We start from the raw sequence: 26,640 nt of genomic DNA, 5'->3' as shown, positions 1-26,640 counted from the left end.
GCATCCCCCTTGGCTTGCGCGGGTTGCGTTGGGTCGTTGGCGCTGGCTTGCGTGGCCCGTGTGGCCTGTGCGGCTTGTTGCATTGCGCTCATGACACCGCCTCGGCCGCGGGAGAACCCTCTGGCGCCTTCGGCTCAACACGGCCGCGCAGCTGGGCCAGGCCCAGGCGCGTATCGAAGGCGTCGCGCAGCGCGTCGCCCATGAACGTCAGCAGCAGCAGCGTCACCACTAGTACGGCAAAGGTCGACAAGGAAATCCACCAGGCATCGAGGTTGGCCTTGCCTTGCGCCAGCAGCTCGCCCAGGCTTGGCGTGGTGGGTGGCACGCCGAGGCCGAGGAAGTCGAGGCTGGTCAGGGCCAGGATGGCCGCACTCATGCGAAATGGCAGGAAGGTGATAACCGGTGTCAGGCTGTTGGGCAGGATATGGCGCCACATGATCTGTACATTGGACAGTCCCAGCGCCCGCGCCGCCTTGACGTAGTCGAGCGAGCGGTTGCGATAGAACTCGGCGCGCACGTAGTCGGACAAACCCATCCAGCCGAACAGCGAAAGCAGGATAATCAGCAGCGCCAGGCTCGGCGTGAAGATGGACGCGAAGATGATCAGCAAGTAGAGCTCGGGCATCGAGCTCCAGATCTCGATGGCGCGCTGCGAGATCAGGTCGAAGCGCCCGCCGAAGAAACCCATCAGCGCGCCCGTCAAGGTGCCGATCACCACGCCGATCAACGTCAGCGCCAGGCTGAACAGCACCGAGACGCGGAACCCATAGAGCAGCCGCGCCAGCACATCGCGCCCGCGGTCATCGGTACCCAGCCAGTTCTCCGCAGAAGGCGGCGCCGGGTTCGGCTCCTTGGAGAAATAGTTGATCGAGTCGTATGAGTACCGGTTGGGCGGGAAAATGGCGAAATTGCCGTTGCTGGTGATGCGGTCGCGGATAAACGGATCGAGATAGTCAGCCTTGGTGGGAAAGTCCCCGTCGAAGGTGCTCTCGGCGTAGGTCTTGACGATGGGGAAATACCACTCGCCCTTGTACTTCACTACCAGCGGCCGATCGCTGGACAAGGTCTCGGCAACCATGCTCAGCAGGAAAATGGCGACGAAGAGAATCAGGCTCCAGTAGCCCAGGCGATTGCGGCGAAAGCGCTGCCAGGCGCGCTGGCGCGGTGACAGGGAATGCGGCAGCCCGTTGGGGAGCGTGCGCGAGCTGAATTTCATCGGTGCACCGCCTCGAAGTGGATGCGCGGGTCGACCATCACATAGCAAACGTCGGAGATCAGCCGCGTCACCAGGCCGATCAGGGTGAACAGGTAGAGCGTGCCCAGCACAACAGGATAATCCCGCCGCAGCACCGCCTCGTAGGACAGCAGGCCAAGCCCGTCGAGCGAAAACAGGGTTTCGATCAGCAGGGAGCCGGTGAAGAAAGCGCCGATGAAGGCTGCCGGGAAACCGGTCACGAGCGGAATCAGCGCGTTACGGAAGACGTGTTTCCAGAGCACGCGCCGCTCCGCCAGCCCCTTGGCGCGGGCGGTCAGGACGTACTGCTTGCGGATCTCTTCCAGGAACGCGTTCTTGGTCAGCATGGTGACGACCGCGAAGCTGCCCACCACCGAGGCGGTGATCGGCAGCACGAGGTGCCACAGGTAATCCATCACCTTGCCCATCAGCGTGAGCTGGTCCCAGTTATCCGATGTGAGGCCGCGCAAGGGGAACCACTGCACAAAGGTACCGCCTCCGAACAGCACCAGCAGCAACACGCCCAGCACGAAGCCTGGAATGGCATAGCCCACCAGCACCACCATGCTGGTCACGACATCGAAGCGGCTGCCCGCCCGGATCGCCTTGGATATGCCGAGCGGCACCGATATCAGGTAGGTCAGGAAAAAGGTCCATAGCCCCAGGCTGACCGAGACCGGCATCTTCGACTTCACCAGCTCCCACACGCTACGGTGCTGGAAATAGCTCTGCCCCAGGTCAAACTGGGCGAAGCGCTTGAGCATCATGAAATAGCGCTCCAGCGGCGGTTTGTCGAAGCCATACAGGGCCTGGATCTCCTTGATCTTGTCGGGGTCCACGCCGCGCCGGCCGCGATACTCCGCGCCGCCGCCGCTGGCCTCCCCGCCACCGCCACCCCGCCCCTTGAGTTCCAGCATCATTTGTTCGACCGGCCCTCCCGGAACGAACTGGATCACCGCGAAGGTCAGCGTGATGACGCCGAGCAGGGTCGGGATCATCAACAGTACGCGCTTGAGCAGATAGGCGAGCATCTTGTTTCCTTGTCGCGCTTATTGTGCGGCCGGCTTGGTGTCGGCACGCCACCAGTTGCTCAGGACCCAGCCCTCCGCCGTGTAGTAGTACGGCAGGCGCTGCGGATAGACCAGCTCTTTCCGGTATGCCACCCGATGCGACGCGCTATACCAGTTGGGCACGATGTAGTAGCCGTGCATCAGCACGCGGTCCAACGCACGCCCGGCGTTGATCAGTTCTTCGCGAGTATGGGCGTGCAGGACATTGTCCACCAAGCGGTCGATCGCCGGCGATTTCAGGCCAAACAGATTGTCGGAGCCAGGCGTGCCGGCCGCCTCGCTGTTGAAGCGGTCGCGCAACTCGTTGCCCGGGCTCTGCGAATCAGGGAAACGGATCGACACCATGTCGAAGTCGAAGTCTTCCAGCCGCTTCTGGTACAACGCGAAATCGGTGGTGCGCTGGTTCACCTCGATCCCCAGCTTTTCCAGGTTGCGCACGTAGGTGGTGATGACGCGGCTCATGGCCCCGCCGTCGTCCAGGAACTCGAAGACAAAAGGCTCGCCCTTGGCATTGCGCAGCGCACCATCCGCGTAGGTCCAGCCGGCCTGTGCCAGCAGCCGGCGCGCATCGCGCAGGTTGTCGCGCAGCGAACGCGGCGGATTGGTGGTGGGCATCGACACGATGGGGCCAAACACCTCGGGCGCCAGCTGCGCGCGCAGCGGCTCGAGCAGTTCCAGCTCGCCGGGGCCGGGCCGGCCGTCGAACGTGGCGCTGGCGGCCAGCTCGCTGTTGGAAAACCAGCTATCGAGGCGGCGATACGCGCCATAGAACAGCTGGCGATTGAGCCACTCGAAATCCAGCGCCAGGATCAGGGCCTGCCGCACCCGCACATCCTGGAACATCGGCTTGCGCATGTTCATGACGAAGCCTTGCATGCCGGCTCCGTTGCGGTGCGGAAAATCGGTCTTGAGCAGTTCGCCATTGGAAAAGCGCTTGCCCTCGTAGCTCTTGGCCCAGCTCTTGGCCTTGTACTCGACGATGGCATCGAACTCGCCAGCCTTGAAGGCTTCGAGCTTGGCGGTCTCGTCCTTGTACAGGCGATAGACCACCCGGTCGAAGTTGAAAGTGCCGCGGCGCACCGCCAGGTCCTTGCCCCAGTACGACGGATCGCGCTTGAAGGTGATGCCGCGCCCGGCATCGTAGCGCTCGATCAGGTAAGGCCCGCTGGCCACTGGATCCTCGAAGGTCAGCTTGTCAAACGGCACCGTGGCGGTCCACTTCTTGGAGAACACCGGCAAGGAGCCAACGATCAGCGGCAGCTCGATGTTGCGCTGCCTGAAATCGAACCGTACCGTGCGCGAATCCACCACCGTGACGGCCTTCACGTCGGTGCACATGCTGCGGTAGCCAGGGCTGGATGCCTTGCTCATCAGCATGTCGTAGGAGTACTTGACGTCGCCGGCCAGCACCGGATCGCCGTTGCTGAAACGCGCCTGCGGCCGGATGTGGAAGGTAACGGACAGTTCGTCCGGCGCCACGGTCACGTCATCCGCCAGCAAGCCATAGGCGCTGGCGGTTTCATCGCTGCTGGCAATCAACAGCGACTCGAACATCAGCGCGTTCACACCCGGGGCGGAGGTACCCTTGAGCGTGAACGGGTTGAACTTGTCGAAGCTGGTGCGGCGGTCCGGGTTGGCAAGCGTCAGCGTGCCGCCGCGCGGCGCGTCCGGGTTAGCGTAGTCGAAATGGGTGAAATCGGCGGGATACTTGAGGCCGCCATACTGTGCGAAGCCATGGGCGGCTCCGGCTGACAAGGGAAAACCCGCGGTACACAGGGCTACTAATCCACAGCCCAGCGCCGCAAATGTGCGGAAGCGCTGCCATGCCGCCTGAAGCGGTCTACGTGCGCGAATATGCATCCGGTTTGGGTCCTCCACCTGAATCGGATCGTCCGCAGCCTTCGGCGGCGCGGTCAAGTTATGAGACAATTTTACATGGGTTCGGCTGGCATCCAGCCATCCGGACATTCCAGTACGCGGCACCGCCGTTTTGCCGGTCGTCAGCCTGCTGAAAAGCAGCCGCCGCGCGGTGCGCGCCGCAACCCGGACGCCATTGCACGAAACGTGCCCGTCCACCTCGAACATCATTGGAGAAGTTATGGGATTTCTCGCAGGTAAGCGAATCCTGATCACCGGCTTGCTGTCCAATCGCTCGATCGCCTACGGCATCGCGACGGCCTGCAAGCGCGAAGGCGCCGAGCTCGCCTTCACCTATGTCGGCGAGCGCTTCAAGGACCGCATCAACGACTTCGCCAAGGAATTTGGCAGCAGCCTGGTATTCGAATGCGACGTTGGCAGCGACGAACAGATCGCCGCCACCTTCGCCGCGCTTGGCCAAAGCTGGGACAAGCTCGATGGCCTGGTGCACTCGATCGGCTTCGCGCCGCGCGAAGCCATCGCCGGCGACTTCCTGGAAGGCCTCTCGCGCGAGTCCTTCCGCATGGCGCACGACATCTCCGCCTACAGCTTCCCCGCGCTGGCCAAGGCCGCCTTGCCCATGCTGTCTGACAAGGCCTCGCTGCTGACGCTGACCTACCTTGGCGCGGAGCGCGTGGTCCCGAACTACAACACCATGGGCCTGGCCAAGGCATCACTGGAAGCCAGCGTGCGCTACCTGGCCGCTTCGGTGGGCCCGCGCGGCATTCGTGCCAACGGCATTTCCGCCGGCCCGATCAAGACCCTGGCCGCATCCGGTATCAAGGGCTTCGGCAAGCTGCTGGGCCACATCGAGGAGGCAGCGCCGCTGCGCCGCAATGTGACCATCGACGAGGTCGGCAACGTGGCCGCCTTCCTGCTGTCGGACCTGTCCAGCGGCGTGACCGGCGAGATCACCTACGTGGACGCCGGCTTCAATACCGTGGGTGCGAGCCTGCCCGAAGAAGCGTAATCCCGGCGCGGCCGCCTCTCACGGCGGCCATCGCGAAAAAGGGGCGTGCGGCTTTGGCCGACGCCCCTTTTTCGTGCCCGCCCGGCGGCACAGCGTGCGCGGCCTATTTGGCGACCTGCCCGCCCAGGCAGCCCGAGCGCAGATAGGTGACGATAGGCGCCCAGAACGCGTCCTGGCGCTCCGGCAGGATCGCCGCATCGTGCGGCAGCGCCGACAGCGCCACCAGCCGGCTGGGGCCACCGGCGGCGCGCTCCAGCCGCTCGGCATATGCAAAGGGAATCACTTCGTCCGCGCGGCTGTGCACAAGCAGCAGCGGCAGCATTGAATTTCGCAATTGGTCCTCGTTGTCCCACGGTTCCGGAAGCAGCCTTGCCACCCACGCCGGCACCCGCCCGGTCACCACCGCCGCCTCGCGTGCGGACGTGAAGCCGGCGGCAATCACCAGGCCAGCGGGCGCCGGGCGCAAGGCGGGGATCACGTCCAGCAGCACCCCGGAACCCAGCGAAAAGCCCATCACATAGCGCCGGCTGGCACGCGGCGTCATGGCGAGGAACTGGCCATACGCGGCCAGGCCGTCCTCATGCAGGTTGACCACGCCGGGCTTGCCGCCGCTGGCGCCATAGCCGCTGTAGTCGAATACGCAGGACGAGATCCCATTGTGGTAGAGCAACGCCTGCGCGCTGGCCCAGTCCGACAAGTTTTCCTCGTCGCCGTGGTAGATCAGCACGGCGGGCGCGTCACCGCCCTGAGCCAGGACGCAAGAGGCGCGCAGCATGCGCGCGCCGCTGGCAAACGCGAACTGGCGCGACGCGACCCCCAGGCGGTCCGGCGTCATCGCGTCGGCCGCATCGGCCGGCTTGGGCTCGAACGCGTCCTCCTCGACCGCCAGGAACAAGGCATGGCGGGCAATGGCGGCCAGCATCAGCAGGCACGCGCCGCCGGCCAGCCAGTAACGGAGCTTCCTGCCTGCACCTGTGTTGAACTTCGCCATGGGACTAGCCTCGGGAAAGGCGCCGTGCCAGAAAAAACCACGGCATCCCCGAAATCTTAGACCGGACTGGCGGCCATCGGCAGCCCATCGCCTGAGTTCGCGATGCGATGGCGCCTCTGGGCGATGGAGAATGCTGGGGGAATGCTGAGGAATGCGGGAGAAAATGGTCCGCCCTACACGATTCGAACGTGTGACCGCTCGCTTAGAAGGCGAGTGCTCTATCCAACTGAGCTAAGGGCGGACAGGAGGAACTACTGAAATGCAGAGGGCTTCGCATGCTGCTGAACGGCTTAGCATGCGAAGCCCGGTATTCTACCTCAGCCCCGCGGCCGATCCTACCGTGTCGGCATGCGGCCCGACACAGCCCGGCTCAGGATGCCTGCGAAACCCGCATTCGCGGCGTCGTGGCCATGCCGGCAAGCCGGTCAATGGGTTGCGTGGACACACAGTTGCGCCCCATGGTTTTGGCATCGTAGAGGGCATTGTCGGCGCGGCGCATGAGCGTATCCGCCCCCTCCCCCGGCAGCCGCTCCGCCATGCCGATGCTTACCGTGTAGGAAATCGCATCCGGCTCGGAAGGGCACGGCGTGGTGCGCACAAGCGCACTCAGGCGCAGGCTGATCGCCCGGCCCTGGTCCAGCGCGGTGCCGGGCATCACGATGCCAAACTCCTCCCCACCCAGCCGGCCGACGAAATCGTCCGCGCGCACCGACTTGCGCAGCAAGCCGCTGAAGTGGCGCAGCACGCTGTCGCCGGCCAGATGGCCATAGAGATCGTTGATGGCCTTGAAATGATCCAGGTCGATGAACGCCACGGTCAGCGGGCGTTGCTGGCGGTCCGCTTGCTTGCAGGCCTCTTCCAGCGCCTCCCAGTAAGGGCCGCGCGACAGGACGTCGGTCAGGTCGTCATAGCTGGCGCGGCGCTCCAGACGTCGGCGCAGGCTATCGTGGGCAAGCAGCGCGAAGCTCACGGCCAGGCTGACAATGCCAAAGGCGTGCAGGACGGCAAAGGTTTCCCGGGGCGGGCGCTTTGCCAGCCAGGCCAGGCCAGCGGGGAGCAGCTTGAGGTCGATGGCTTGATAGAGGCCCATGACCGCGCAAGCGAGCGCGATCAGCCCGAGCGACAGCGCCGCCAGGCGGCCGGTGCCGCGCCTGGCGCGCACTTGCGGCGCCACCACGCGCAGCAACAACAGCGGAAGATAGGTATTGGCCAGGATAAAGACGAGCGCCGGCTCCGCCGGCGACACGCCCGCCCAATCGAAGTACGCGGCGTTGGCCAGCACGGCAAGGTTCAGCAAGCAGAGCGCAGCCGCACCCCCGCGCTTGCCGAAAAAGCGGCGCGTGCCATAGACCATCAAGGACAAAGCCGCCGTCATGACCAGATCCACCAGATTGAGCGTAAGCCATTCCGGCAGATAGTCCTGCGCAGCGAGCAAGACGGTGGCTGCGGTGACCAGCAACGCGCCGGTCACCCAAGAATTCAAACCGGCGCGGCCCATGCCGGGTGTGCGCTGCAAGACTGCGAACACCACCGCCATCTGCAACCCGAATAGGCCCGCGACCAGCACACTAACCTGCGACTGAAACATGATTTCCCCGTCCAACTTGGCAGGCAGCGTTCCGTCACGCCACCATGCGCCCCGGGACCCGCGCGGACCCGAGGTTTTCGCCATTCCTTCTTTTTAAGCTTCTGACCGTCTTCATGCGCCCCGGCGGACAGGGGCTGGGCCTCGCGATCGTGGCGAGGGCACTCTTATTCTCATGTTCGGCGCCAGTCCCGCTAGCGGCACGGATTGCCTGTGCGCCTGACCGGGCGCGGGGCCTGGCCGCTGCGGTGTGCGGATTATGTCAGCGCTTGCGACCAAGTCAAGCGAACCTTTTATCCATCAAATCCTGCGGCGACCCCCACATCGGCCGGCGCCTCGCTTGGCCGGTGCAAAAGTAAAATTTGACCCCGGCCCCGCCGCCGAGCTACAATCCACGGCTTCGGGGCGTAGCGCAGCCTGGTAGCGCATCTGATTTGGGATCAGAGGGTCGCATGTTCGAATCATGTCGCCCCGACCAGTATTTAGCAATAAGATCAAAGGCTTAGACCGTAAGGTCTAAGCCTTTTTTTGTCGCCTGATTTTGTCCGGGCCAGTGCCGGCCGCTGCGCCGGGCACCCACCTCACTGCACCGCAGCACCCAATGGCAATGCCATGAATATGGGATCCCCTGCGCGCTTGAAACACAGACACTGGCAGCGGGCGGGTCTGCGAACCGCCCGCACCACTTTTAAGCCCGCAACCCACCCGGCGGCGGGCTTTTTCTCTTGTTTTCGCGGCCATATCCGGGTAAGGCGGCCATGCGCGCGCCACGCCTGGACTGCACACCCATGATATAATCGCGCGTTAGCCCGGGGTTTATGCAGCATGCCCTGTAACCGGGCGCCCTTGCCGAGGAATGCAGCCATCACACTGCAGCGCAGTATCCAGCGCAGTTCGGCAAGCCACCGGGAACATCTTGCCCGCTTCATTGCCCCCGCGCCTATCACGGTAGCACGGCCGCATTAGCTTGCGACCGCAACCGGCAAGGCAATCTGCCGGGCACTGACGCGCCCCCCGGCGATTCCCTAACGTGGACTTTTTTGCACGCGCTTTTTTGCCGTGCCGGTCCGGGTCAGCTTGCCTCCCGCAACTTCAAGGCGCAACCAAGCAAGCCGGCGCTTGTCACTGCTGGCACCCGGACCTCGCGAGCATGCAGGCATGCCAGCGCTCGCCTCACCGGATTTACCTAAATTCATGCAGCCCAAGGCTGCCGTAAAGGAAGAAGATTGGCTAAGGAAGAACTTATCGAATTTGGCGGTGTTGTCTCGGAAGCCCTGCCGGACAATCGTTACCGCGTGACGCTGGAAAACGGCGTGGAAATCTGGGCCTATGCCTCGGGCAAGATGCAGAAGCACCGCATCCGCATTCTGGCTGGTGACCGCGTGACGCTGGAAATGTCGCCCTACGATCTGACCAAGGGCCGCATCAACTTCCGCCACAAAGTCTGATCTTCTTCCACACTCGCCCCCGGCGAGCGTTGCGCTAGACCGCATTCCAGGGCACCGCATCGCGGCGGTCCCGCCCTGGGAGACATCTGGCCATAGCCACCTGCACGCATCGTGCATTAGCGGCTCCACTGAAACAATCATGATGGCTATTCCATCCTGATGCCTCAGGCCTGGAGCGCTGGTCGATGCCGGTGGCTTGTCGGCCATTGCCCCCCCCTATCGCTTCACCCCAGGCTGCGGCAGCTTCCGCCATGTATGGCTCGCCACGTGCGTGTCATTTGGCAGTGCCATGCTGCGTTCCCGCCCGGTGTTTGCCCGTCTTGCACGCACCTGCGCGCGTGGCCATACTCGAAACATCCATTTCCCGTTTTCCCTTTCCCCTTTTCCCCTTTAGCTTGAGCACACCGCTCTCATGAACCTGATCCTGTGGCGTCATGCCGAAGCCGAGGAGTTGTCTGGCGCGCTTGGCTTTTCCCGCAATGCCGACCTGCAACGCCCCCTGACCAAACGCGGACATAAGCAGGCGGATGCCTCCGCCGCATGGCTGCGCAGCCATCTGCCTCCCGGTACGCGGGTGGTCTGCAGCCCGGCCCTGCGTACGCGCGAAACCGCCGCCGCCCTGCGCGAGAACGCAGAGGTGTTGCCCGAGCTTGCCCCGGGCGCCGATGTCAGCGCGGTGCTGGCTGCGATCGATTGGCCTCAAGGCGCCGAGCACACCGTGCTGGTCGGGCACCAGCCTTGGCTTGGCCAACTTGCCAGCCTGCTGCTGGCGGGCTCGGAAATGAACTGGAGCGTGCGCAAGAGCGGCATCTGGTGGCTGTCGGGGCGCACGCGCGAAAGTGAATCGCAGGTCGTGTTGCGCGCAGTCATCAATCCGGAATTTCTCTAGCATTTTTGGGCACCCCGCAACGGCGCGGCCCGGCTTTCCGGGCCGCCGTCACTGAACCGTCACGACCGCTTCACGGCACTGTCACCTGCCCTCTCTACATTCGACCGCAACAGTTTCGTCACCGAAAGGACATACTGATGCGAGAGCTCCCGACGCCCACCCAGCCGTTGTTCGATTCCCTGCCCAGTGGCCTGTCAGGCCATTCGGCGCGGAGGCGTCTTCATCGCCAGCAACCTGCACAAGCACATGAACAAGCGCATGACCAGCCTGCTTTCAGCGTGGCGTGGGCGCGCCACCAGGATGAAGTAGAAGAAGCGCAGCGCCTGCGCTACAAGGTCTTCGCCGAAGAAATGGGCGCCAGGCTGAACCCGTCGAGGCCTGAACTCGACGTGGATATGTTCGACGCCTACTGCGACCACCTGATCGTGCGCGATACGGCCACGCTCAAGGTGGTCGGCACCTACCGCGTTATGGCGCCCCACCAGGCCAAGCGTATTGGCTGCCTCTATGCCGAGTCGGAATTCGACTTGGTGCGCCTGGCTCACCTGAAGCCCAAGATGGTGGAACTGGGCCGCTCGTGCGTGCACCGCGACTACCGCTCGGGCAGCGTGATCATGGCGCTGTGGGGTGGCCTGGGCGAGTACCTGCAGCGCTGGGGCATCGAGTCGATGCTCGGATGCGCGAGCGTGCCGATGAGCGATGGCGGCCACTATGCGGCCAGCCTGTACCGGGTCTTCGCCGAGCGCGCCCTGGCGCCGATCGAATATCACGCGTTCCCGCGCCTGCCTCTGCCGATCGACGAGCTCAATCAGACGCTGGACGTAGAGCCGCCGGCGCTGATCAAGGGTTACCTGCGGCTAGGCGCGCGAATTTGCGGCATGCCGGCGTGGGATCCCGACTTCAACGTGGCGGACTTCCTCACGCTGCTGCGCGTAAACGACATGAACCCCCGCTATGCGCGCCACTTCCTTGGCTTGAACCGCGACGCCTGAGCCTGTGCGGGCGCTCGCCGCCTGCATTGGTTCACGCCCGCCGATCGAAACGGGGGCCGCCATCTGGCCGCCCCCGCGCTCTGCTTAGGCGTACACCACCTTGTAGCGCTTGCCGATGCGCTCCCACTCATCGGCTTCTTGCGCCAGGCTGTATTCGACCAGCGGGTTGGCCTCGATCCAGGCCTTGGGCAAGCGCACCTCGAAACCTTCGTCCAGCGCATCCGAACGCTGGCCCACGGTGATCTCGGGCAGCGGTTCGTCAGCACGGCGCCGGCACAGCACGAACGCCAGGCGCAGGCTGAAGAGCATCCGCCAGTCGAGGAACTTGCCGCTGCCGGAAAGCTTGCCTAGCTTGCCGGCATGCCCGAGCAGCAGCGTTGCCAGCCGTGCCTGGTCGGTCTTCGAGAAGCCCGGCATGTCGGCGTGCGTGGCGATGTACGCCGAGTGCTTGTGGTAGCCGCTGTGCGAGATGGTCATGCCGATCTCATGCAGCCCGCCGGCCCAGCCCAGCAGTGCCAGATTGTCGTCGCGGCGCTCATTGCGCGGCTCGGGAAACTGCGCCAGCAAACCCAGCGCGGCCTGGCGCACGCGTTGGGCTTGCGCGCGGTCTACGCCATAGCGGCGCATAAACTGATCCACGGTGATGGTGCGCATGTCCTCGTGGTGCGTGCGGCCCAGCAGGTCGTACAGCACACCCAGGCGCAGCGCGCCGTCGGTGACGTCCATGCGATCGATGTCGAGCTCGGCGAACACGCCGAGCATGATCGACAGGCCACCTGGCAGCACGGGGATGCGGTCCGCCTTCAGGCCCACCAGCTTGACCCGGTTGGCGTTCTCCGCCTTGACCAGCGCGCGCTTGAGGCGCTCCAGGCCTTCGCGGGTGATGCCGTGCTCGGCCGGGTTGTCGTTCATGCCGTTGAGCTCGATCAGTTCGGCCAGCGCGCGCGCCGTACCCGACGAACCCACCGCCTGCTGCCAGCCGGCCGCCCGGTACTGGCGCACGAGCACCTGGATCTCCCTGCGCGCGGCCAGTTCCGCCTGCTTCATCGCGTAGTCATCGACGTTGCCGCTGGGGAAGAACTGGCGGCTGTGCGAGACACAGCCGATGTAGAGGCTCTCCATCAGCTTGGATGTGTAGCCGCTGCCGATGATGAACTCGGTCGAGCCGCCACCGATATCGACCACCAGCCGGTTGCCGGCACAGGCCGGCGCATCGTGCGAGGCGCCCAGGTAGATCAACCGCGCCTCTTCGCGCCCGGCAATCACTTCAATCGGGAATCCGAGCGCGTGCTCGGCCTCGATCAGGAATTCCGACGCGTTCTTGGCTACCCGCAGCGTATTGGTCGCCACCGCCCGCACCTGGTCAGGGGAGAAATCGCGCAGGCGGTCGCCGAAACGCCGCAGGGCGTCGATGCCGCGCCGGCGGGCCGGCTGGTCCAGGTACTTGTCTGGCGTCAGGCCCGCGGCCAGGCGCACCGGCTCGCGCAGCGCATCGACCTGGAATAGCTGGCTGGCCGGCCCGGATGCGGTCAGGCTCTCATCCACCCGCCCGATCATCAGGCGGAAGCTGTTTGAGCCCATGTCGACGGCAGCCAGCAAGCGAGGGGTTTGGTTCATCGCGGTAGGGGAATGTGGGTAAAAGCCGCAAGCCGCGGCGTCAATAACGGTGTCGGGCAGTCAGGTTCGCCCAACCTTAGAAAATATGTCTTTATCATGTCTGCATCGTGACAAAATCACATTGTCATCAATTTGACATGATTCTATGAAAAAGTCGCCGCATTACCAAAAGAAGGTCATGCCTATGTCGACAAGCCCACCCGGCACGCTGCTCAACCGCGAAATGGGCATTCTGGAATTCAATACGAGAGTCATGGCACAGGCAGCTGACGCCAGCGTGCCGCTGCTCGAACGTCTGAAATTCATCTGTATTGTTTCAAGTAATCTGGACGAGTTCTTCGAGATCCGCATGGCCGGCTTGAAGGAGCAGATGCGTGACAATCCTTCCGGCATCACGCCCGACGGCCTTTCCTTGCAGCAGGCATACCAGATTGTCACGGAGCGCGTGCAAAAGCTGGTGGCCATGCAGTATGACATGCTGCAAAACGTGATTTTCCCCCTGTTGGAAAAAGAAGGGGTGTTCTTTCACCTCGCCTCCACCTGGAACGAGGCGCAGCGCGAATGGGCGCGCAGCTTCTTCACGCGCGAGCTCGGCCCGGTCCTGACGCCGATCGCGCTGGACCCGGCCCACCCCTTCCCGCGGGTGCTTAACAAGAGCCTGAATTTCGTCATTGAGTTATCGGGCAAGGATGCCTTCGGCCGGGAGGCCGACCTGGCCATCGTGCAGGCACCCCGCGCGCTGCCGCGCGTAGTCAGGATGCCCGAGGAACTCTCGGGCTATCCCTACGGATTTGTGCTGCTGTCGTCCTTCATGCAAGCCTTCGTGCATGAGCTGTTCCCCGCTATCAAGGTCAACGGCTGCTATCAGTTCCGCGTCACCCGCAACTCTGACCTGTTCGTGTCGGAGGACGATATCACGGACCTGCGCGAGGCACTGCAAGGCGAGCTGCCGACCCGCCACTTCGGCGACACCGTGCGCCTGGAAATCTCGGCCGACACCCCGCCGGCCATGGCGCGCCGCCTGCTGCTCGAATCCGGCCTGGGCGAGCAGGACGTGTACCGCGTGAGCGGCCCGGTCAACCTGGTGCGGCTGATGCAGATCCCCGACCTGGTCGACCGCCCCGCCCTCAAATACCCGCCGCACGTGCCGGCGCCGGTCAAGGTGTTTGCGCCCGGCGCTTCGATGTTCGACGCGATCCGCCAGCAGGACGTGCTGCTGCACCATCCCTACGAGAGCTTCAGCTCGGTGCTCGACCTGCTGCAGCAAGCCGCCGTCGACCCTGCCGTGGTAGCCATCAAGCAGACCGTCTACCGCACCGGCAACGAGTCGCCGGTGATGGAGGCGCTGATGACCGCGGCGCGCAATGGCAAGGAAGTCACTGTAGTGGTGGAACTGCTGGCGCGCTTTGACGAGGAAACCAACATCAACTGGGCCGAGCGGCTCGAATCCGCCGGCGCGCATGTGGTCTATGGCGTGGTTGGCCACAAGTGCCATGCCAAGATGCTGCTGATGGTGCGCCGCGAACTGGAAGGCGCCAAGAGCAAGCAGTTCAAGCTGCGCCGCTATGCGCACCTGGGCACCGGGAACTATCATCCGCGCACCGCGCGGCTATACACCGATTTCGGCCTGCTCACCGCCAACGAGAAGATCTGCGAGGACGTCCAGCACGTGTTCCAGCTGCTAACGGGCACCGCGGGCACCATCCGCCTGAATCACCTGTGGCAGTCGCCGTTCACCATGCAGAGCAATCTGGTGGAGCATATCCGCGCGGAGGCCCGCAACGCCCGTGCCGGCAAGCCCGCGCGCATCATGGCCAAGATGAATGCGCTGCTGGAACCATCCATCATCGACGAGCTGTACAAGGCATCACGCGCCGGCGTGAAGATCGACCTGATCATCCGTGGAGTGTGCGCGCTGCGCCCAGGGGTGCCGGGCCTGTCGGAGCACATCACGGTGCGCTCCATCGTCGGGCGCTTCCTCGAGCATCACCGGGTCTATTACTTCCTGGCCGGCGGCACGGAGGTGGTCTACCTGTCCAGCGCGGACTGGATGGACCGCAACCTGTTCCGTCGCGTCGAGGTGGCATTCCCGGTACTGGACAAAGTACTGAAGGCGCGGGTCATCAAGGAGAGCCTGCGAGTACATCTGCACGACAATGCCTCCGCATGGATCATGCAGCCCGACGGCAGCTACATCCGCAAGCACACCAAGTCCAAGCAGCCGCACGTCAGCCAGAACGACCTGCTGGCCCTGTTCGGCAGCGCCTGAGGGTGAGGGTGAGGTGAGGTCGGCACGGCGCGCCTCGCGTGCGCCGTGCCATGCACCACGCCGCGAGCAGGCGCTGCTCAGGCCGCCTTCTGCGGCGACTCTCCCGGCCGCGGCAAGGCGCTAGGCATATAGCCGCTGCGATCGACAGGGAAGACCACGCGGAACACGCTGCCGCGCCCCACTTCGCTGGTGATGCGCAGGTCGGCATGGTGGCGCGACAGCACATGCTTGACAATGGCGAGCCCGAGGCCGGTCCCACCGGTATCGCGCGAACGGCTGCGGTCGACCCGGTAGAAACGCTCGGTGAGGCGCGGGATATGGTCGGCGGCAATGCCCAGGCCCGTATCGGTGACCGAGAAAATGGCGTGCTCGTTCTCGTAGTTCAGCGCGATGCTGATGCGCCCGCCCTCCGGCGTGTAGCGCACCGCATTGGAAACCAGGTTGCCGAAGGCCGACAGCAGTTCACGTTCCGCACCGCGGATCATGACGGCCGGGTCGATCTGCGCGGAGATCTGGTGCTCGCCCTGGGACAGCGCCTCGGCGTCGTGCACGAGGTGCGCAACCAGCTCGGCCAGGTCGATCCGGTCCTGGCTCGGCGGCTGCTCGTCGCTTTCCAGCTTGGCCAGCACCAGCAAGTCCTCGACCAGGTGCTGCATGCGCATGGACTGCACCAGCATCATGTCGAGGTAGCGGTTGCGATCCTGCTCCGACACAGGCAGGTCGCGCACCGTTTCCAGGAAGCCGGTCAGCACCGTCAGTGGTGTCTTCAGTTCGTGCGAGACGTTGGCGACGAAATCCCTGCGCATCGCCTCCGTGTTCTCCACCTTGGTGATGTCGTGTGTCAACACCAGCTTGCGGCTTTCGCCGTAAGGCAGGATCTGCACGGCGATCACGCTGCGCTTGTGCTCGCCCATGTCGCGCATCACCAGCGGCTCATCGAAACGCTGCAAGTGCAGGTACTGGACGAATTCCGGCCGCCGGATCAGGTGGGTGATGCGCTGGCGCACGTCGCGCCGCGCATTGAGGCCAAAATGCTGCTCGGCCACATCGTTGCACCATTCGATCTGGTCGGCATCATCCAGCATCAGAACGCCATTGGGCGACGCCTGGATGGCCTGGATAAAACGAGTATGTTGCTGCTCGACCTGCAACACCTGGGTGCGCCAGCGCTTGACCAGGCGATGCAGGCGGTAATACACCTCGCCCCATAGCCCCAGCGCGCTGGGAATCTCGCCGTAGGCAGGCGCGTCCAGCACTTTCCAGAGCCGGTTGATCTGGTAGATGTAATAGAGCAGATGCCCCAGCAACCCGACGCACAGCACGGCCAGCGCAAGCACGGGGCCAAGGAAGAAGTACAGCCCGGCCGAAGCCAGGGCCAGGAAAATCAGGATGGCCGCCGAACGGGCCCAGATGACGTTCATGAAGAAGTGAGAAGGTCAGGCAGGCGGCAAGACCGCATGGAATGCGGTGGAGTGTGCCACGAAACAGGCAAGCTGTAACAGGCGCCACGCCGGAAACGACGTGGCAAGCCTGCCCATCAGTGGCTGGGCGCGCGAGCCAGGCGGTAGCCGCTGCCGCGCACCGTCTCGATCATGTTGCTGTAGCCACCAGGAGTCAGCGCGGCGCGCAGGCGCTTGATGTGCACGTCGACGGTCCGCTCTTCCACGAACACGTGATCGCCCCACACCTGGTCCAGCAACTGCGAACGGCTGTGAACGCGCTCCGGATGCGTCATCAAAAAGTGCAGTAAACGGAACTCGGTAGGACCCAGGTCCAGCTTGATCAGGCCAGATTCATCCTGGCCGGTGACCCGGTGCGTAGCCGGGTCAAGGCGCAGGCCATTGATGGCAACGACGTCGTCGGTCAGTTGGGGGGCGCGGCGGCGCAGCACGGCCTTGATGCGGGCCAGCAGTTCCTTGGGCGAGAACGGCTTGGTGACGTAGTCATCCGCGCCGGCCTCGAGCCCCAGCACCTTGTCCTGCTCCTCGCTGCGCGCGGTAAGCATGATGATAGGAATCTGCTTGGTGCGGTCGTTATTGCGCAGCTCCTTGGCGAAGGTGGCTCCCGACTTGCCCGGGAGCATCCAGTCGAGCAGCACCAGGTCGGGCAGCACGTCGCTCATCAGTGACAGCGCCTGCTCGGCGTTATAGGCCCGGATCGGATAGTGTCCCGCGTGTTGCAGGTTAACCGCGATCAGTTCGGCAATCGCGGGTTCGTCTTCGACAACAAGAATGCTGCTTGGCATGTAATTTTCTCCGCGGTGGCGCCTTAACTCAGCGCTTCGCGCTCCATGTCCTCACGCGAGGCGTGGCGGACGTCGGTTCCCTTGACGATGTAGATGATGAATTCAGCGATGTTCTTGGCGTGGTCGCCAATGCGCTCGATCGCCTTGGCGATAAAGAGGAAATCCAGCGCGACCGAGATCGTGCGCGGGTCTTCCATCATATAGGTGATGAGCTTGCGCACGAACGCACGGAATTCGTCGTCGATGGCCTTGTCGTCCTTGACGATCCGGGCGGCAGCCACGGTGTCCAGGCGCGCAAAGGCATCGAGTGCCTGGCGCAGCAGCGCGATGGCCAGATCACCCGAGAGCTTCACCTCGGAGTAATTGATCTGGTGGGCGCCTGCGTCTTCCATGATGTGCTTGGTGCGCTTGGCGATCTTCTCCGCTTCGTCGCCGGCGCGCTCCAGGTTGGTGATGGTCTTCGAAATCGCCATCACCAGGCGCAGATCGCGCGCGGTCGGCTGCCGGCGCGCGATGATGTTGCCGCAATCGGCATCGATCTCGAGCTCCAGGGCATTCAGGTGGTGCTCGCGCGCGATGACCTGGTCGGCCAGGCCCGCGTCGAACTCCGAAAGCGCCCGCATGGCGTTTTCGATCTGCGACTCGACCAGACCGCCCATCTGCAGCAGTTTCGTGCTGATGGCGTTGAGGTCGGCGTCGAATTGGGTCGACAGATGCTTGTCAGACATGTTGCTCTCCTAGCCGCTCTATTCGTATGCTATGCGTTATGTGCGTAACGCTCAATCAGCCGAAACGGCCGGTGATGTAGTCTTCGGTTTCCTTGCGATGCGGCTTGATGAAGATCTTCTCGGTCTCGCCGAACTCGATCAGTTCACCCAGGTACATATACGCGGTGTAGTCCGAGCAGCGCGCGGCTTGCTGCATATTGTGGGTCACGATCACCACCGTGTACTCGTCCTTCAGCTCCGCGATCAGCTCTTCGATGCGGCCGGTCGAGATCGGGTCAAGTGCGGAGCACGGCTCATCCAGCAACAGCACTTCGGGGCGGATGGCAATACCGCGCGCGATGCACAGGCGCTGCTGCTGGCCGCCGGACAGGCCGTAGCCCGACTGGTTGAGCTTGTCCTTGGCTTCGTTCCACAACGCCGCCTTGGACAGTGCCCATTCCACGCGGTCGTCCATCTCGGAGCGCGACAGCTTCTCGAACAGGCGCACCCCAAAGGCGATATTGTCATAGATCGACATGGGGAACGGCGTGGGCTTCTGGAACACCATGCCAACCTTGGCGCGCAGCAGAGCGATGTCTTTCTTGGCGGTCAGCAGGTTCTCGCCATCCATGTTGATCTCGCCCTCGGCACGCTGCTCCGGATAGAGCGCGTACATCTTGTTGAAGGTACGCAACAGGGTCGACTTGCCGCAGCCGGACGGGCCGATAAAGGCCGTCACCTTGCGCTCGGGGATCGACATATTGACGTTCTTCAACGCATGGAACTGGCCGTAGTAGAAGTTCAGGTCGCGCACATCGATCTTGGCGCGGGTCGTGTCGGGAATGTCGATGACGGTCGAGGTCATGCTCGTCTCTCGCAAAGAATTTGGGGTAGGCCGTGCGGCTATCGCGCTGCCGGTCATTTCTTGAACAGCATGCGTGCCAGGATATTGAGCGCCAGCACACCAACGGTAATCAGGAACACGCCGGCCCAGGCCAGTTGCTGCCACTCGACGAACGGGCTCATGGCGAAGCGGAAGATGGTCACCGGCAGGTTCGCCATCGGCTTGTTCAGGTCGCTGGTCCAGAACTGGTTGGACAAGGCCGTGAACAGCAGCGGCGCGGTCTCGCCGGCGATACGCGCAACCGCCAGCAGCACGCCGGTGACGATGCCTGCATATGACGACTTCACCGTGATCGACAGCACCATCTTCCACTTGGGCGTGCCGAGCGCGAAGGCGGCCTCGCGCAGCGCATTCGGGACCAGGTTCAGCATGTTCTCGGTCGTGCGCACCACGATCGGAATCTGCAGCAACGCCAGCGCGCAGATGCCGGCCCAGGCGGAAAAATGGCCCATGCGGGTCACCACCAGCGCGTAGACGAACAGGCCGATCACGATCGACGGCGCCGACAGCAGGATGTCATTGATAAAGCGGATAAAACTGGCCAACGGCGACGTCTTGCCGTATTCGGCCAGGTAGATGCCGGCCAGGATGCCCAAGGGCGTTCCGCACAGCGTGGCGAGGCCCACCATCACGAAGCTGCCGTAGATCGCATTGGCCAGGCCGCCGCCAGCGGTATTCGGCGCCGGCGTCATCTGCGTGAACAGATCCATCGACAGGCCGCCCACTCCCAGCGAAATGGTGGTCCACAGGATCCAGGCCAGCCAGAACAGACCGAACCCCATGGCGCCCAGCGACGCCGTCAGGGCATAGAAGTTGGTGCGGCGGCGCCGTGCCTGCAGACGCGTGCGCGTGGCATCCGCATCCGGACTGACTGCCGGAATCGACGTAGAGGAAGAGGAAGACATGGCGGCTTGGCTCATTTTGCACCCTCGTTCTTGGCCAGGCGGAGCAACAGGATCTTGGACAGCGCCAGGACCACGAACGTGATAAAGAACAGGATCAGGCCAAGCTCCATCAGCGCGGCGGTATGCAGGCCGGCGCCGGCTTCGGCGAACTCATTGGCCAGTGCCGAGGTGATGCTGTTGCCCGGCGAGAACAGCGAGGCGTTGTCCAGCAGGTTGGTATTGCCGATCACGAAGGTGACCGCCATGGTCTCGCCCAGCGCGCGGCCCAGGCCCAGCATCACGCCGCCGATCACGCCGGCACGGGTGAAGGGCAGCACCACACGCCACATCACTTCCCACGTGGTGCAGCCGATGCCATAGGCCGATTCCTTGAGCAAAACCGGGGTAACTTCGAACACATCGCGCATCACAGACGCGATGTAGGGAATGATCATGATCGCCAGGATCACGCCGGCGCACAGCAGGCCGATGCCCAGGGGCGCACCCTGGAACAGCTTGCCGATCAGCGGCACCTGGCCCACGGTGGCGGCCAGCGGCTTCTGGAAGTACTCGCCGAAGATCGGCGAGAAGACCAGCAGGCCCCACATGCCGTAGACGATCGAGGGTACGGCAGCCAGCAATTCGATGGCGGTGCCGAGCGGGCGGCGCAGCCAGGCCGGCGACAGCTCGGTCAGGAACAGCGCGATGCCAAAGCTGATGGGCACCGCGATGATCAGGGCGATCAGGGAGGTGACGATGGTGCCGTAGATCGGCACCAGCGCGCCATAGACGTCCGCGGGTGGATCCCACTCTGCGGTCCACAGGAAGCGCAGGCCGAAGGCCTCGATCGAAGGCCAGGCGCTGATTGCAAGCGACACGATGATGCCGCCAAGCAGCAGCAAGGTCACGATGGCGGCGCCGCGCGTCAGGCCACCAAACAGGATGTCACCGGTACGGCTAGGCGGCCGTACTGCGGATAGATCGGATGTAGTCGCCATGATGTGGTATTGGAGTTCGTTTAATAGGCGGCTGGCTGGCCGCGCCGACCGCTCGGGCCAATAGGCCCTTGCATTGCGTCGCGCTTGCCCGCGCGGGTTGCCGCGTTTGCTGCGCTGCTTCTACTGCTGCTTCTACTGCCTTGCTGTCTTCAATGCTGCCGGTCCGGCGCCCTTGGGGCGCCGGACCGGCACGGCGCGGCTGCCGTGGCGGCCCGCCGATCAGTTGTACAACGCCTTGCCCGAGCCGTCCTTGACCGAGTTCTTCCAGGTCGCGCGGATCTGGTTCACCACGGCGTCCGGCAGCGGTACGTAGTCAAGTTCGCTGGCCATGTTGCCACCGCTCTTGTACGCCCAGTCGAAGAACTTCAGCACTTCGGCGCCCTGCGCTGCCTTTTCCTGGTTCTTGTGCACCAGGATGAAGGTCGCGCCGGCGATCGGCCATGCCGTCTTGCCCGGTTCGTTGGTCAGGATCTGATAGTAGGTCTTGCTCCAGTCGGCGCCTGCTGCCGCTGCCTTGAAGCCGTCGTCACCAGGCTGAACCACTGCACCGGCAGCGTTCTTCATGTTCAGGTGGGTCATCTTGTTCTGCTTGGCGTAGGCGTACTCAACGTAGCCGATGGCGCCGTTCAGGCGTTGCACGAAAGCGGCCACGCCTTCGTTACCCTTGCCGCCAGTGCCACCGCCCGGCCAGTTGACCGTGGTGCCCTCGCCCACCGAGCTCTTCCAGTCGGTGCTGACCTTGGACAGATAGTTGGTGAAGATGAAGGTGGTGCCCGAACCATCAGCGCGGCGCACCGGCAGGATGTCCTGGCTCGGCAGCTTGGCGTGCGGGTTCAGTGCCTTGATGGCGGGATCGTCCCACTTCTTGATCTTGCCCAGGTAGATGTTCGCCAGCACGTCGCCGGTGATGGTCAGTTCGCCCGGCTTGATGCCTTGCAGGTTGATCACCGGCACCACGCCGCCGATCACTGTGGGAAACTGCACCAAGCCTTGCTTGGCCAGTTCTTCATCCTTCAGGGGCGCGTCGGAAGCACCGAAGTCGACAGTCTTGGCGCCGATCTGCTTGATGCCGCCAGACGAGCCGATGGATTGATAGTTGACCTTGTTACCCGTTGCCTTTTGGTATGCATCGGCCCACTTGGAATACACGGGCGCCGGGAAAGAAGCGCCAGCACCGGTAATTTCCGCCGCGAACGCAGTGCCCGCTACCACCAACGACACAATGCCTGCAACGGCAGTCTTGACCAGCTTCATATGTCCTCCAGAGACATGGTTGGGGAATGACAATTTTTTGACAAGTCGAACTTTAAGCTCCGACTATGACAATTCAATGACATCACGAGATCTTCTTCAAAGTCAGCGGAAGCAGCCTCCCACATCACATTGATCCACTCGTCGGCAACGCCCTCCCCGGCCCGCATCCCGCGGCAGACAAGCCTAAAACTTGCGGCTAATTGCCTTCCAACAAAAAATAACGCCGGGCGAAAAGCCCGGCGTTTTGGCAACAACTGGCGGCGATGACGCGGTTTCAGGCCCGCAAGGCGTCCGCCAGCGTCTGCGCTGCCTGCTCCGCGGTCTCGACCTTCTCCGCTTCGACCATCACGCGCACCACCGGCTCGGTCCCCGATGCTCGGATCAATACCCGGCCCCGGCCCTCGAGTTGCGGCTCGATCACGGCACGCGCCGCGCTCAGGCCCGCGTGGGACTGCCAATCAAAGCCCTTTTCGACGCGCACATTGATCAGCGTTTGCGGGAACAGCGAAACACCTTCCAGCAATTGCGACAGGGTCTTGCCGCTACGGCGCAACGCGGCCAGCACCTGCAGCGCGGAGACAATGCCGTCGCCGGTGGTGTGGCGGTCCAGGCAGAGCAGATGACCCGAGCCCTCGCCGCCCAGCGTCCACTTGCGCTTGTTCAGCTCTTCCAGCACATAGCGATCGCCCACCTTGGCGCGCACGAACTCCACGCCCTGGCGCTTGAGCGCGAGCTCCACCGCCATATTGGTCATCAGCGTGCCCACCGCGCCCTCCACGGCCTGGCCCGCCTGCAGGCGGTCCTGGACGATCAGGTACAGCAGTTCATCCCCGTTGAACAGGCGTCCATCGCGGTCCACCACCTGCAGGCGGTCCGCGTCGCCGTCGAAGGCCAAGCCGAGATCAGCGCCATTGGCCTTGACCGCTTCGATCAGTTTTTCCGGGGCCGTCGCGCCGTAGCCGGCGTTGATGTTGCGGCCATCCGGCTGGTTGCCGATCGAGATCACGTCAGCGCCAAGCTCATGGAAGACGTGCGGAGCAATGTGGTAAGCGGCGCCATGCGCACAGTCCACCACCAGCTTGAGCTTGTGCAGGTCCTGCTCGTAGGGGAACGTGCTCTTGCAGAATTCGATGTAGCGGCCCGCGGCGTCCTCGATGCGGCGCGCGCGGCCGAGATCGTCCGAGCGCACGCAGACCATCGGCTCTTCCAGCGCTTGCTCGATCGCCATTTCCACGGCGTCCGGCAGCTTGTCGCCATCGGCGGAGAAGAACTTGATGCCGTTGTCGTAGTACGGGTTGTGGCTGGCGGAGATCACCACGCCTGCCGACAAGCGCAGCGCACGCGTGAGATAGGCCACGCCCGGCGTCGGCAGCGGCCCGGTCAGCAGCACGTTGACGCCTGCCGAGGTAAAGCCGGCCTCTAGCGCAGCCTCCAGCATATAGCCGGAAATGCGCGTGTCCTTGCCGATCAGGACGGTCGGACGCGCCTGATCTTGCTGCTTCGCGCCATGGGCGAGCACCATGCCCGCCGCATAGCCCAGGCGCATCACGAAGTCGGGCGTGATCGGCGCCTCGCCAACCCTGCCACGAATCCCATCCGTGCCGAAATACTTGCGTGTCATATGATCATTCTCCCGTTGTTCGATGTTGCGGATGCCGAATGCTAAAGGCTAAGCGCGCAATGCTGGATGCCCGCAATCAAAACAAATGTTAACAGGCAATAGTTTCATGACGGATGGCCCACCAGATCTTGAGGGCATCCACAGTTTGTTCCACATCGTGCACACGCACGATATACGCACCCCGTTCCGCGGCGCATACCGCCGCTGCCAGGCTGGCGGCGATCCGCTGCTGCGGCGGCCGCCCGCCCAGGATCGCGCCGAGCGTCGACTTGCGCGACAGGCCAACCAGCAAGGGCAGGCCATCCACCGCCAGTTGCGGCAACTGGCCCAGCAGCCGCAGATTATGATCCGGCGCCTTGCCAAAGCCAAAGCCCGGATCGAGCGTGATGCGGCTTTCAGCCACGCCGGCGGCGCGCAGCGCGCCCACCCGCTCGCGCAGGAAACCAGCCACCTCTTGCACCACATCCTCGTACTGGGGTTGCTCCTGCATGGTCTGCGGATCGCGCTGCATATGCATCACGCATAGTCCGGCCTGCCCCGCCTGCGCCTCACTCACCGCCTCGACGGCGCCAGGCATGCGAAAGCCCCAGATGTCATTGATCAGGTCCGCCCCGGCAGCCAGCGCCGCACGCATGACTTCCGGCTTGTAGGTATCGATGGACAGCGGCCGGCCACAGTCGCGCAGCGCCTCGACCATCGGCACCACACGCGCCAGCTCCTCATCCAGCGGCAATGCCGCCGACCCCGGCCGGCTGGACTCGCCGCCGATATCGATGATGTCCACGCCTTCGGCAATCATGCGCTCGGCATGGCGCAAGGCGGCATCGCGGCCAGCATGCTGGCCGCCATCGGAAAAGGAATCGGGGGTGACGTTCAGGATGCCCATCACCAGCGGACGGCGGTCGCGCGCGAAGCGGTAGCGGCCGCACTGGAAACTCGAATCGGTTGAGATCGACGGCAAGATACGAAAGGACGAAAGCCAGGAAAGTGGAAAACCGCAGCGCGACGTACGCGCCTGCAATGAAAAAGCCGGCGCACAAGGCGCCGGCTTCAGGCTTGGTGAACGACCGCTACAACCACGACAACCGCGCCGGCGCGATCCGGATTACCGGAACGCCGACGACACTATCGTGCCGGCCATCCGCTCAGGCCGTGGCCGGAGCGTTGGTCGGGGCCACCGGCGAGCCGCCCGACGGCGTGTTGCCACCACCGTTCTGGCTGGACGCGCCACGCGGCGGCCGCGGCGGCTTGCCCGCCATGATGTCGTTGACCTGGTCCGCATCGATGGTTTCCCATTCCATGAGGGCCGCAGTCATGGCTTCGACCTTGTCGCGGTTTTCTTCGAGCAGGCGCTTGGCCAGGCCATATTGCTCGTCGACGATGCGGCGGATTTCCGCATCGACCTTGACCTGGGTAGCTTCCGACACCGTCTTGGACGACATCTTGCCGAACATGCCATCTTGCTCGGTATCCACGTACACCATGGTGCCCAGGGTGTCGCTCATGCCGAAGCGGGTGACCATGTCGCGAGCCGTCTTGGTGGCGCGCTCGAAGTCATTGGAAGCACCAGTGCTCATGGCGTTGAGGAAGACCTCTTCCGCCGCGCGGCCGCCAAACAGGATGGCGATCTCGTCAAGCATGTTGTCCTTGTACTTCGAGTACTTGTCGTGCTCCGGCAGCTGCCAGGTCACGCCCAGTGCCCAGCCGCGCGGCATGATGGTGACCTTGTGCACCGGATCCGCCTTGGGCAGCAGCTTGGCCACCACCGCATGGCCGGACTCGTGGTACGCGGTTGCGCGGCGTTCTTCCTCACGCATGACCGTGGACTTGCGCTCCGGGCCCATGTAGATCTTGTCCTTGGCGTCCTCGAAGTCCTGCATGTCGACCACGCGCTTGCTGCGGCGGGCGGCGAACAGTGCGGCTTCGTTGACCAGGTTGGCCAGGTCGGCGCCGGAGAAGCCCGGGGTACCACGTGCAATCACCGAGGCGTCGACGTCGTTGCCGATCGGCACCTTGCGCATGTGGACCTTGAGGATCTGCTCGCGGCCGCGGATGTCGGGCAGGCCGACATACACCTGGCGGTCGAAACGGCCCGGGCGCAGCAGCGCCTTGTCCAGGACGTCCGAACGGTTGGTCGCGGCGATCACGATCACGCCCGAGTTCGCCTCGAAACCGTCCATCTCGACCAGCATCTGGTTGAGGGTCTGCTCGCGCTCGTCGTTGCCGCCGCCCATGCCGGCGCCACGGTGACGGCCAACCGCATCGATTTCATCGATGAAGACGATGCAGGGAGCCTGCTTCTTGGCATTCTCGAACATGTCGCGGACACGGGCCGCGCCCACGCCGACGAACATTTCAACGAAGTCCGAGCCGGAGATGCTGAAGAACGGCACCTTGGCTTCGCCGGCGATGGCACGCGCCAGCAGCGTCTTGCCGGTGCCCGGAGGGCCGACCAGCAGCACGCCGCGCGGGATACGGCCGCCCAGCTTCTGGAATTTCTGCGGATCCTTGAGGAAGTCCACCAGTTCGATCACTTCTTCCTTGGATTCATCGCAACCGGCGACGTCCTGGAAAGTGACTGCATTCTGGTTTTCATCGATCAGGCGCGCGCGCGACTTGCCAAAGGAGAAGGCACCGCCTTTCCCGCCGCCCTGCATCTGCCGCATCATGTAGAACCAGAACACGATGATCAGCAGGGTGGGTCCGAGGTAATACAGGGCCTGCACCAGCATGTTGGGCTCGTCGTCTGCCTTGCCGGTGACCTGGACGCCGAACTTCATCAGGTCGCCAACCATCCAGATGTCGCCCGGCGAAATGATGGTGTACTTTTGCCCTTCCTTGGGCGTCACCACCAGATTGCGGCCTTGCACGTCAACCCGGCCCACCTTGCCGGCCTTGGCATCATCCATGAACTGCGAATAGGTGACGCCTTCCTGCGTGCGGGGCTTGTCGAACTGCTTGAAGACGGTAAACAACACCAGCGCGATCACGAGCCAGATTGCCGCCTTTTGAAACAGGTTGTTATTCAAGGCCAAACTCCTTTAC

General features: G+C 63.7%; 21 protein-coding genes and 2 tRNA genes. 6 read left to right on the top strand and 17 right to left on the bottom strand.

Annotated features, from left to right (window positions below):
• Positions 1–88: 88 nt before the first annotated feature.
• The 3 genes from AC1RQK_RS11490 to AC1RQK_RS11480 are packed head-to-tail and all read right to left on the bottom strand — an operon-like array spanning position 89 to position 4,164.
• On the bottom strand, positions 89–1,216 hold the full coding sequence (locus AC1RQK_RS11490; RefSeq protein WP_150983329.1) for an ABC transporter permease: 1,128 nt from the start codon (positions 1,214–1,216) through the stop codon (positions 89–91).
• A complete protein-coding gene (locus AC1RQK_RS11485) occupies positions 1,213–2,265 on the bottom strand; it encodes a microcin C ABC transporter permease YejB (RefSeq protein ID WP_150983328.1) in 1,053 nt (350 codons plus the stop codon). Before AC1RQK_RS11485 ends, AC1RQK_RS11490 begins: the two co-directional genes overlap by 4 nt.
• 18 nt (positions 2,266–2,283) lie before the next feature.
• Positions 2,284–4,164 (bottom strand): extracellular solute-binding protein, encoded by a 1,881-nt coding sequence (locus tag AC1RQK_RS11480; RefSeq protein ID WP_492373887.1) that lies wholly within the window; start codon positions 4,162–4,164, stop codon positions 2,284–2,286.
• Positions 4,165–4,402: 238 nt separating this feature from the next.
• On the opposite strand from AC1RQK_RS11480, the gene fabI reads away from it, so the two are divergent.
• A complete protein-coding gene (fabI, locus tag AC1RQK_RS11475; protein ID WP_492373888.1) occupies positions 4,403–5,191 on the top strand; it encodes an enoyl-ACP reductase FabI in 789 nt (262 codons plus the stop codon).
• Between the two features lie 103 nt (positions 5,192–5,294).
• On the opposite strand, the gene AC1RQK_RS11470 is transcribed toward fabI, so the two are convergent.
• The 3 genes from AC1RQK_RS11470 to AC1RQK_RS11460 form a co-directional block, all read right to left on the bottom strand.
• Positions 5,295–6,182, bottom strand: a complete 888-nt coding sequence (locus tag AC1RQK_RS11470) for an alpha/beta hydrolase (protein ID WP_492373889.1) — start codon at positions 6,180–6,182, stop codon at positions 5,295–5,297.
• Between the two features lie 164 nt (positions 6,183–6,346).
• A tRNA-Arg gene (locus tag AC1RQK_RS11465) sits at positions 6,347–6,423 on the bottom strand.
• A gap of 129 nt (positions 6,424–6,552) precedes the next feature.
• Complete coding sequence (locus AC1RQK_RS11460) at positions 6,553–7,770, bottom strand: GGDEF domain-containing protein (protein WP_492809157.1); 1,218 nt, start codon at positions 7,768–7,770, stop codon at positions 6,553–6,555.
• A gap of 398 nt (positions 7,771–8,168) precedes the next feature.
• Between AC1RQK_RS11460 and AC1RQK_RS11455 the strand changes: the two genes are divergently transcribed.
• The 4 genes from AC1RQK_RS11455 (at position 8,169) to AC1RQK_RS11440 (ending at position 11,096) form a co-directional block, all read left to right on the top strand.
• Positions 8,169–8,245: transfer RNA gene (locus tag AC1RQK_RS11455), tRNA-Pro, on the top strand.
• Positions 8,246–8,993: 748 nt separating this feature from the next.
• Positions 8,994–9,215, top strand: coding sequence for a translation initiation factor IF-1 (gene infA, locus AC1RQK_RS11450; protein ID WP_006157708.1), 222 nt, complete (start codon positions 8,994–8,996; stop codon positions 9,213–9,215).
• A gap of 412 nt (positions 9,216–9,627) precedes the next feature.
• Complete coding sequence (locus AC1RQK_RS11445; protein WP_150983323.1) at positions 9,628–10,104, top strand: SixA phosphatase family protein; 477 nt, start codon at positions 9,628–9,630, stop codon at positions 10,102–10,104.
• Between the two features lie 137 nt (positions 10,105–10,241).
• Entirely contained in the window at positions 10,242–11,096 is an 855-nt protein-coding gene (locus AC1RQK_RS11440) for a GNAT family N-acetyltransferase (RefSeq protein WP_082054896.1), read from the top strand.
• An 84-nt stretch (positions 11,097–11,180) separates the two neighbouring features.
• Here the strand turns inward: AC1RQK_RS11440 and ppx are convergent, their stop codons facing one another.
• A complete protein-coding gene (ppx, locus tag AC1RQK_RS11435) occupies positions 11,181–12,713 on the bottom strand; it encodes an exopolyphosphatase (protein WP_043347570.1) in 1,533 nt (510 codons plus the stop codon).
• Positions 12,714–12,858: 145 nt separating this feature from the next.
• On the opposite strand from ppx, the gene ppk1 reads away from it, so the two are divergent.
• Entirely contained in the window at positions 12,859–14,982 is a 2,124-nt protein-coding gene (gene ppk1 / locus AC1RQK_RS11430; protein WP_492809156.1) for a polyphosphate kinase 1, read from the top strand.
• A 77-nt stretch (positions 14,983–15,059) separates the two neighbouring features.
• Here the strand turns inward: ppk1 and phoR are convergent, their stop codons facing one another.
• The 10 genes from phoR to ftsH all read right to left on the bottom strand — a co-directional run bounded on the left by phoR (position 15,060) and on the right by ftsH (position 26,624).
• Positions 15,060–16,403 carry a phosphate regulon sensor histidine kinase PhoR gene (gene phoR, locus AC1RQK_RS11425; protein ID WP_492809155.1) on the bottom strand — a complete coding sequence of 448 codons (1,344 nt, stop codon included), beginning with the start codon at positions 16,401–16,403 and terminating at the stop codon, positions 15,060–15,062.
• Between the two features lie 116 nt (positions 16,404–16,519).
• Positions 16,520–17,227: a phosphate regulon transcriptional regulator PhoB gene (phoB, locus tag AC1RQK_RS11420; protein WP_043347578.1), complete on the bottom strand. Its 708-nt coding sequence runs from the start codon at positions 17,225–17,227 to the stop codon at positions 16,520–16,522.
• Between the two features lie 23 nt (positions 17,228–17,250).
• Positions 17,251–17,955 (bottom strand): phosphate signaling complex protein PhoU, encoded by a 705-nt coding sequence (phoU, locus tag AC1RQK_RS11415; RefSeq protein WP_441636912.1) that lies wholly within the window; start codon positions 17,953–17,955, stop codon positions 17,251–17,253.
• 55 nt (positions 17,956–18,010) lie between these two features.
• Positions 18,011–18,799, bottom strand: coding sequence for a phosphate ABC transporter ATP-binding protein PstB (gene pstB / locus AC1RQK_RS11410; RefSeq protein WP_492373893.1), 789 nt, complete (start codon positions 18,797–18,799; stop codon positions 18,011–18,013).
• A gap of 53 nt (positions 18,800–18,852) precedes the next feature.
• Positions 18,853–19,743, bottom strand: a complete 891-nt coding sequence (pstA, locus tag AC1RQK_RS11405; RefSeq protein WP_416049100.1) for a phosphate ABC transporter permease PstA — start codon at positions 19,741–19,743, stop codon at positions 18,853–18,855.
• Between the two features lie 11 nt (positions 19,744–19,754).
• On the bottom strand, positions 19,755–20,720 hold the full coding sequence (gene pstC / locus AC1RQK_RS11400) for a phosphate ABC transporter permease PstC (protein ID WP_174423342.1): 966 nt from the start codon (positions 20,718–20,720) through the stop codon (positions 19,755–19,757).
• Positions 20,721–20,939: 219 nt separating this feature from the next.
• Entirely contained in the window at positions 20,940–21,974 is a 1,035-nt protein-coding gene (gene pstS, locus AC1RQK_RS11395) for a phosphate ABC transporter substrate-binding protein PstS (RefSeq protein WP_174423343.1), read from the bottom strand.
• Positions 21,975–22,248: 274 nt separating this feature from the next.
• Positions 22,249–23,595: a phosphoglucosamine mutase gene (gene glmM, locus AC1RQK_RS11390; RefSeq protein ID WP_183035037.1), complete on the bottom strand. Its 1,347-nt coding sequence runs from the start codon at positions 23,593–23,595 to the stop codon at positions 22,249–22,251.
• An 88-nt stretch (positions 23,596–23,683) separates the two neighbouring features.
• Positions 23,684–24,481: a dihydropteroate synthase gene (gene folP / locus AC1RQK_RS11385; RefSeq protein ID WP_492373907.1), complete on the bottom strand. Its 798-nt coding sequence runs from the start codon at positions 24,479–24,481 to the stop codon at positions 23,684–23,686.
• Positions 24,482–24,740: 259 nt separating this feature from the next.
• Entirely contained in the window at positions 24,741–26,624 is a 1,884-nt protein-coding gene (ftsH, locus tag AC1RQK_RS11380) for an ATP-dependent zinc metalloprotease FtsH (protein WP_150983315.1), read from the bottom strand.
• Positions 26,625–26,640 lie beyond the last annotated feature (16 nt).

This window comes from Cupriavidus sp. GW822-FHT02D05 (genome assembly GCF_058802485.1).
Note: the sequence above shows the minus strand (reverse complement) of the source record. Positions and strands in the feature narration are given on the sequence as shown.

What these genes read in the sequence shown, in the direction of transcription:
- AC1RQK_RS11490 (WP_150983329.1), bottom strand. Translation starts at nt 1,216, where the DNA reads ATGAAATTCAGCTCGCGCACGCTCCCCAACGGGCTGCCGCATTCCCTG.
- AC1RQK_RS11485 (WP_150983328.1), bottom strand. Translation starts at nt 2,265, where the DNA reads ATGCTCGCCTATCTGCTCAAGCGCGTACTGTTGATGATCCCGACCCTG.
- AC1RQK_RS11480 (WP_492373887.1), bottom strand. Translation starts at nt 4,164, where the DNA reads ATGCATATTCGCGCACGTAGACCGCTTCAGGCGGCATGGCAGCGCTTC.
- fabI (WP_492373888.1), top strand. Translation starts at nt 4,403, where the DNA reads ATGGGATTTCTCGCAGGTAAGCGAATCCTGATCACCGGCTTGCTGTCC.
- AC1RQK_RS11470 (WP_492373889.1), bottom strand. Translation starts at nt 6,182, where the DNA reads ATGGCGAAGTTCAACACAGGTGCAGGCAGGAAGCTCCGTTACTGGCTG.
- AC1RQK_RS11460 (WP_492809157.1), bottom strand. Translation starts at nt 7,770, where the DNA reads ATGTTTCAGTCGCAGGTTAGTGTGCTGGTCGCGGGCCTATTCGGGTTG.
- AC1RQK_RS11445 (WP_150983323.1), top strand. Translation starts at nt 9,628, where the DNA reads ATGAACCTGATCCTGTGGCGTCATGCCGAAGCCGAGGAGTTGTCTGGC.
- AC1RQK_RS11440 (WP_082054896.1), top strand. Translation starts at nt 10,242, where the DNA reads ATGCGAGAGCTCCCGACGCCCACCCAGCCGTTGTTCGATTCCCTGCCC.
- ppx (WP_043347570.1), bottom strand. Translation starts at nt 12,713, where the DNA reads ATGAACCAAACCCCTCGCTTGCTGGCTGCCGTCGACATGGGCTCAAAC.
- ppk1 (WP_492809156.1), top strand. Translation starts at nt 12,859, where the DNA reads ATGAAAAAGTCGCCGCATTACCAAAAGAAGGTCATGCCTATGTCGACA.
- phoR (WP_492809155.1), bottom strand. Translation starts at nt 16,403, where the DNA reads ATGAACGTCATCTGGGCCCGTTCGGCGGCCATCCTGATTTTCCTGGCC.
- phoB (WP_043347578.1), bottom strand. Translation starts at nt 17,227, where the DNA reads ATGCCAAGCAGCATTCTTGTTGTCGAAGACGAACCCGCGATTGCCGAA.
- phoU (WP_441636912.1), bottom strand. Translation starts at nt 17,955, where the DNA reads ATGTCTGACAAGCATCTGTCGACCCAATTCGACGCCGACCTCAACGCC.
- pstB (WP_492373893.1), bottom strand. Translation starts at nt 18,799, where the DNA reads ATGACCTCGACCGTCATCGACATTCCCGACACGACCCGCGCCAAGATC.
- pstA (WP_416049100.1), bottom strand. Translation starts at nt 19,743, where the DNA reads ATGTCTTCCTCTTCCTCTACGTCGATTCCGGCAGTCAGTCCGGATGCG.
- pstC (WP_174423342.1), bottom strand. Translation starts at nt 20,720, where the DNA reads ATGGCGACTACATCCGATCTATCCGCAGTACGGCCGCCTAGCCGTACC.
- pstS (WP_174423343.1), bottom strand. Translation starts at nt 21,974, where the DNA reads ATGAAGCTGGTCAAGACTGCCGTTGCAGGCATTGTGTCGTTGGTGGTA.
- glmM (WP_183035037.1), bottom strand. Translation starts at nt 23,595, where the DNA reads ATGACACGCAAGTATTTCGGCACGGATGGGATTCGTGGCAGGGTTGGC.
- folP (WP_492373907.1), bottom strand. Translation starts at nt 24,481, where the DNA reads ATGGGCATCCTGAACGTCACCCCCGATTCCTTTTCCGATGGCGGCCAG.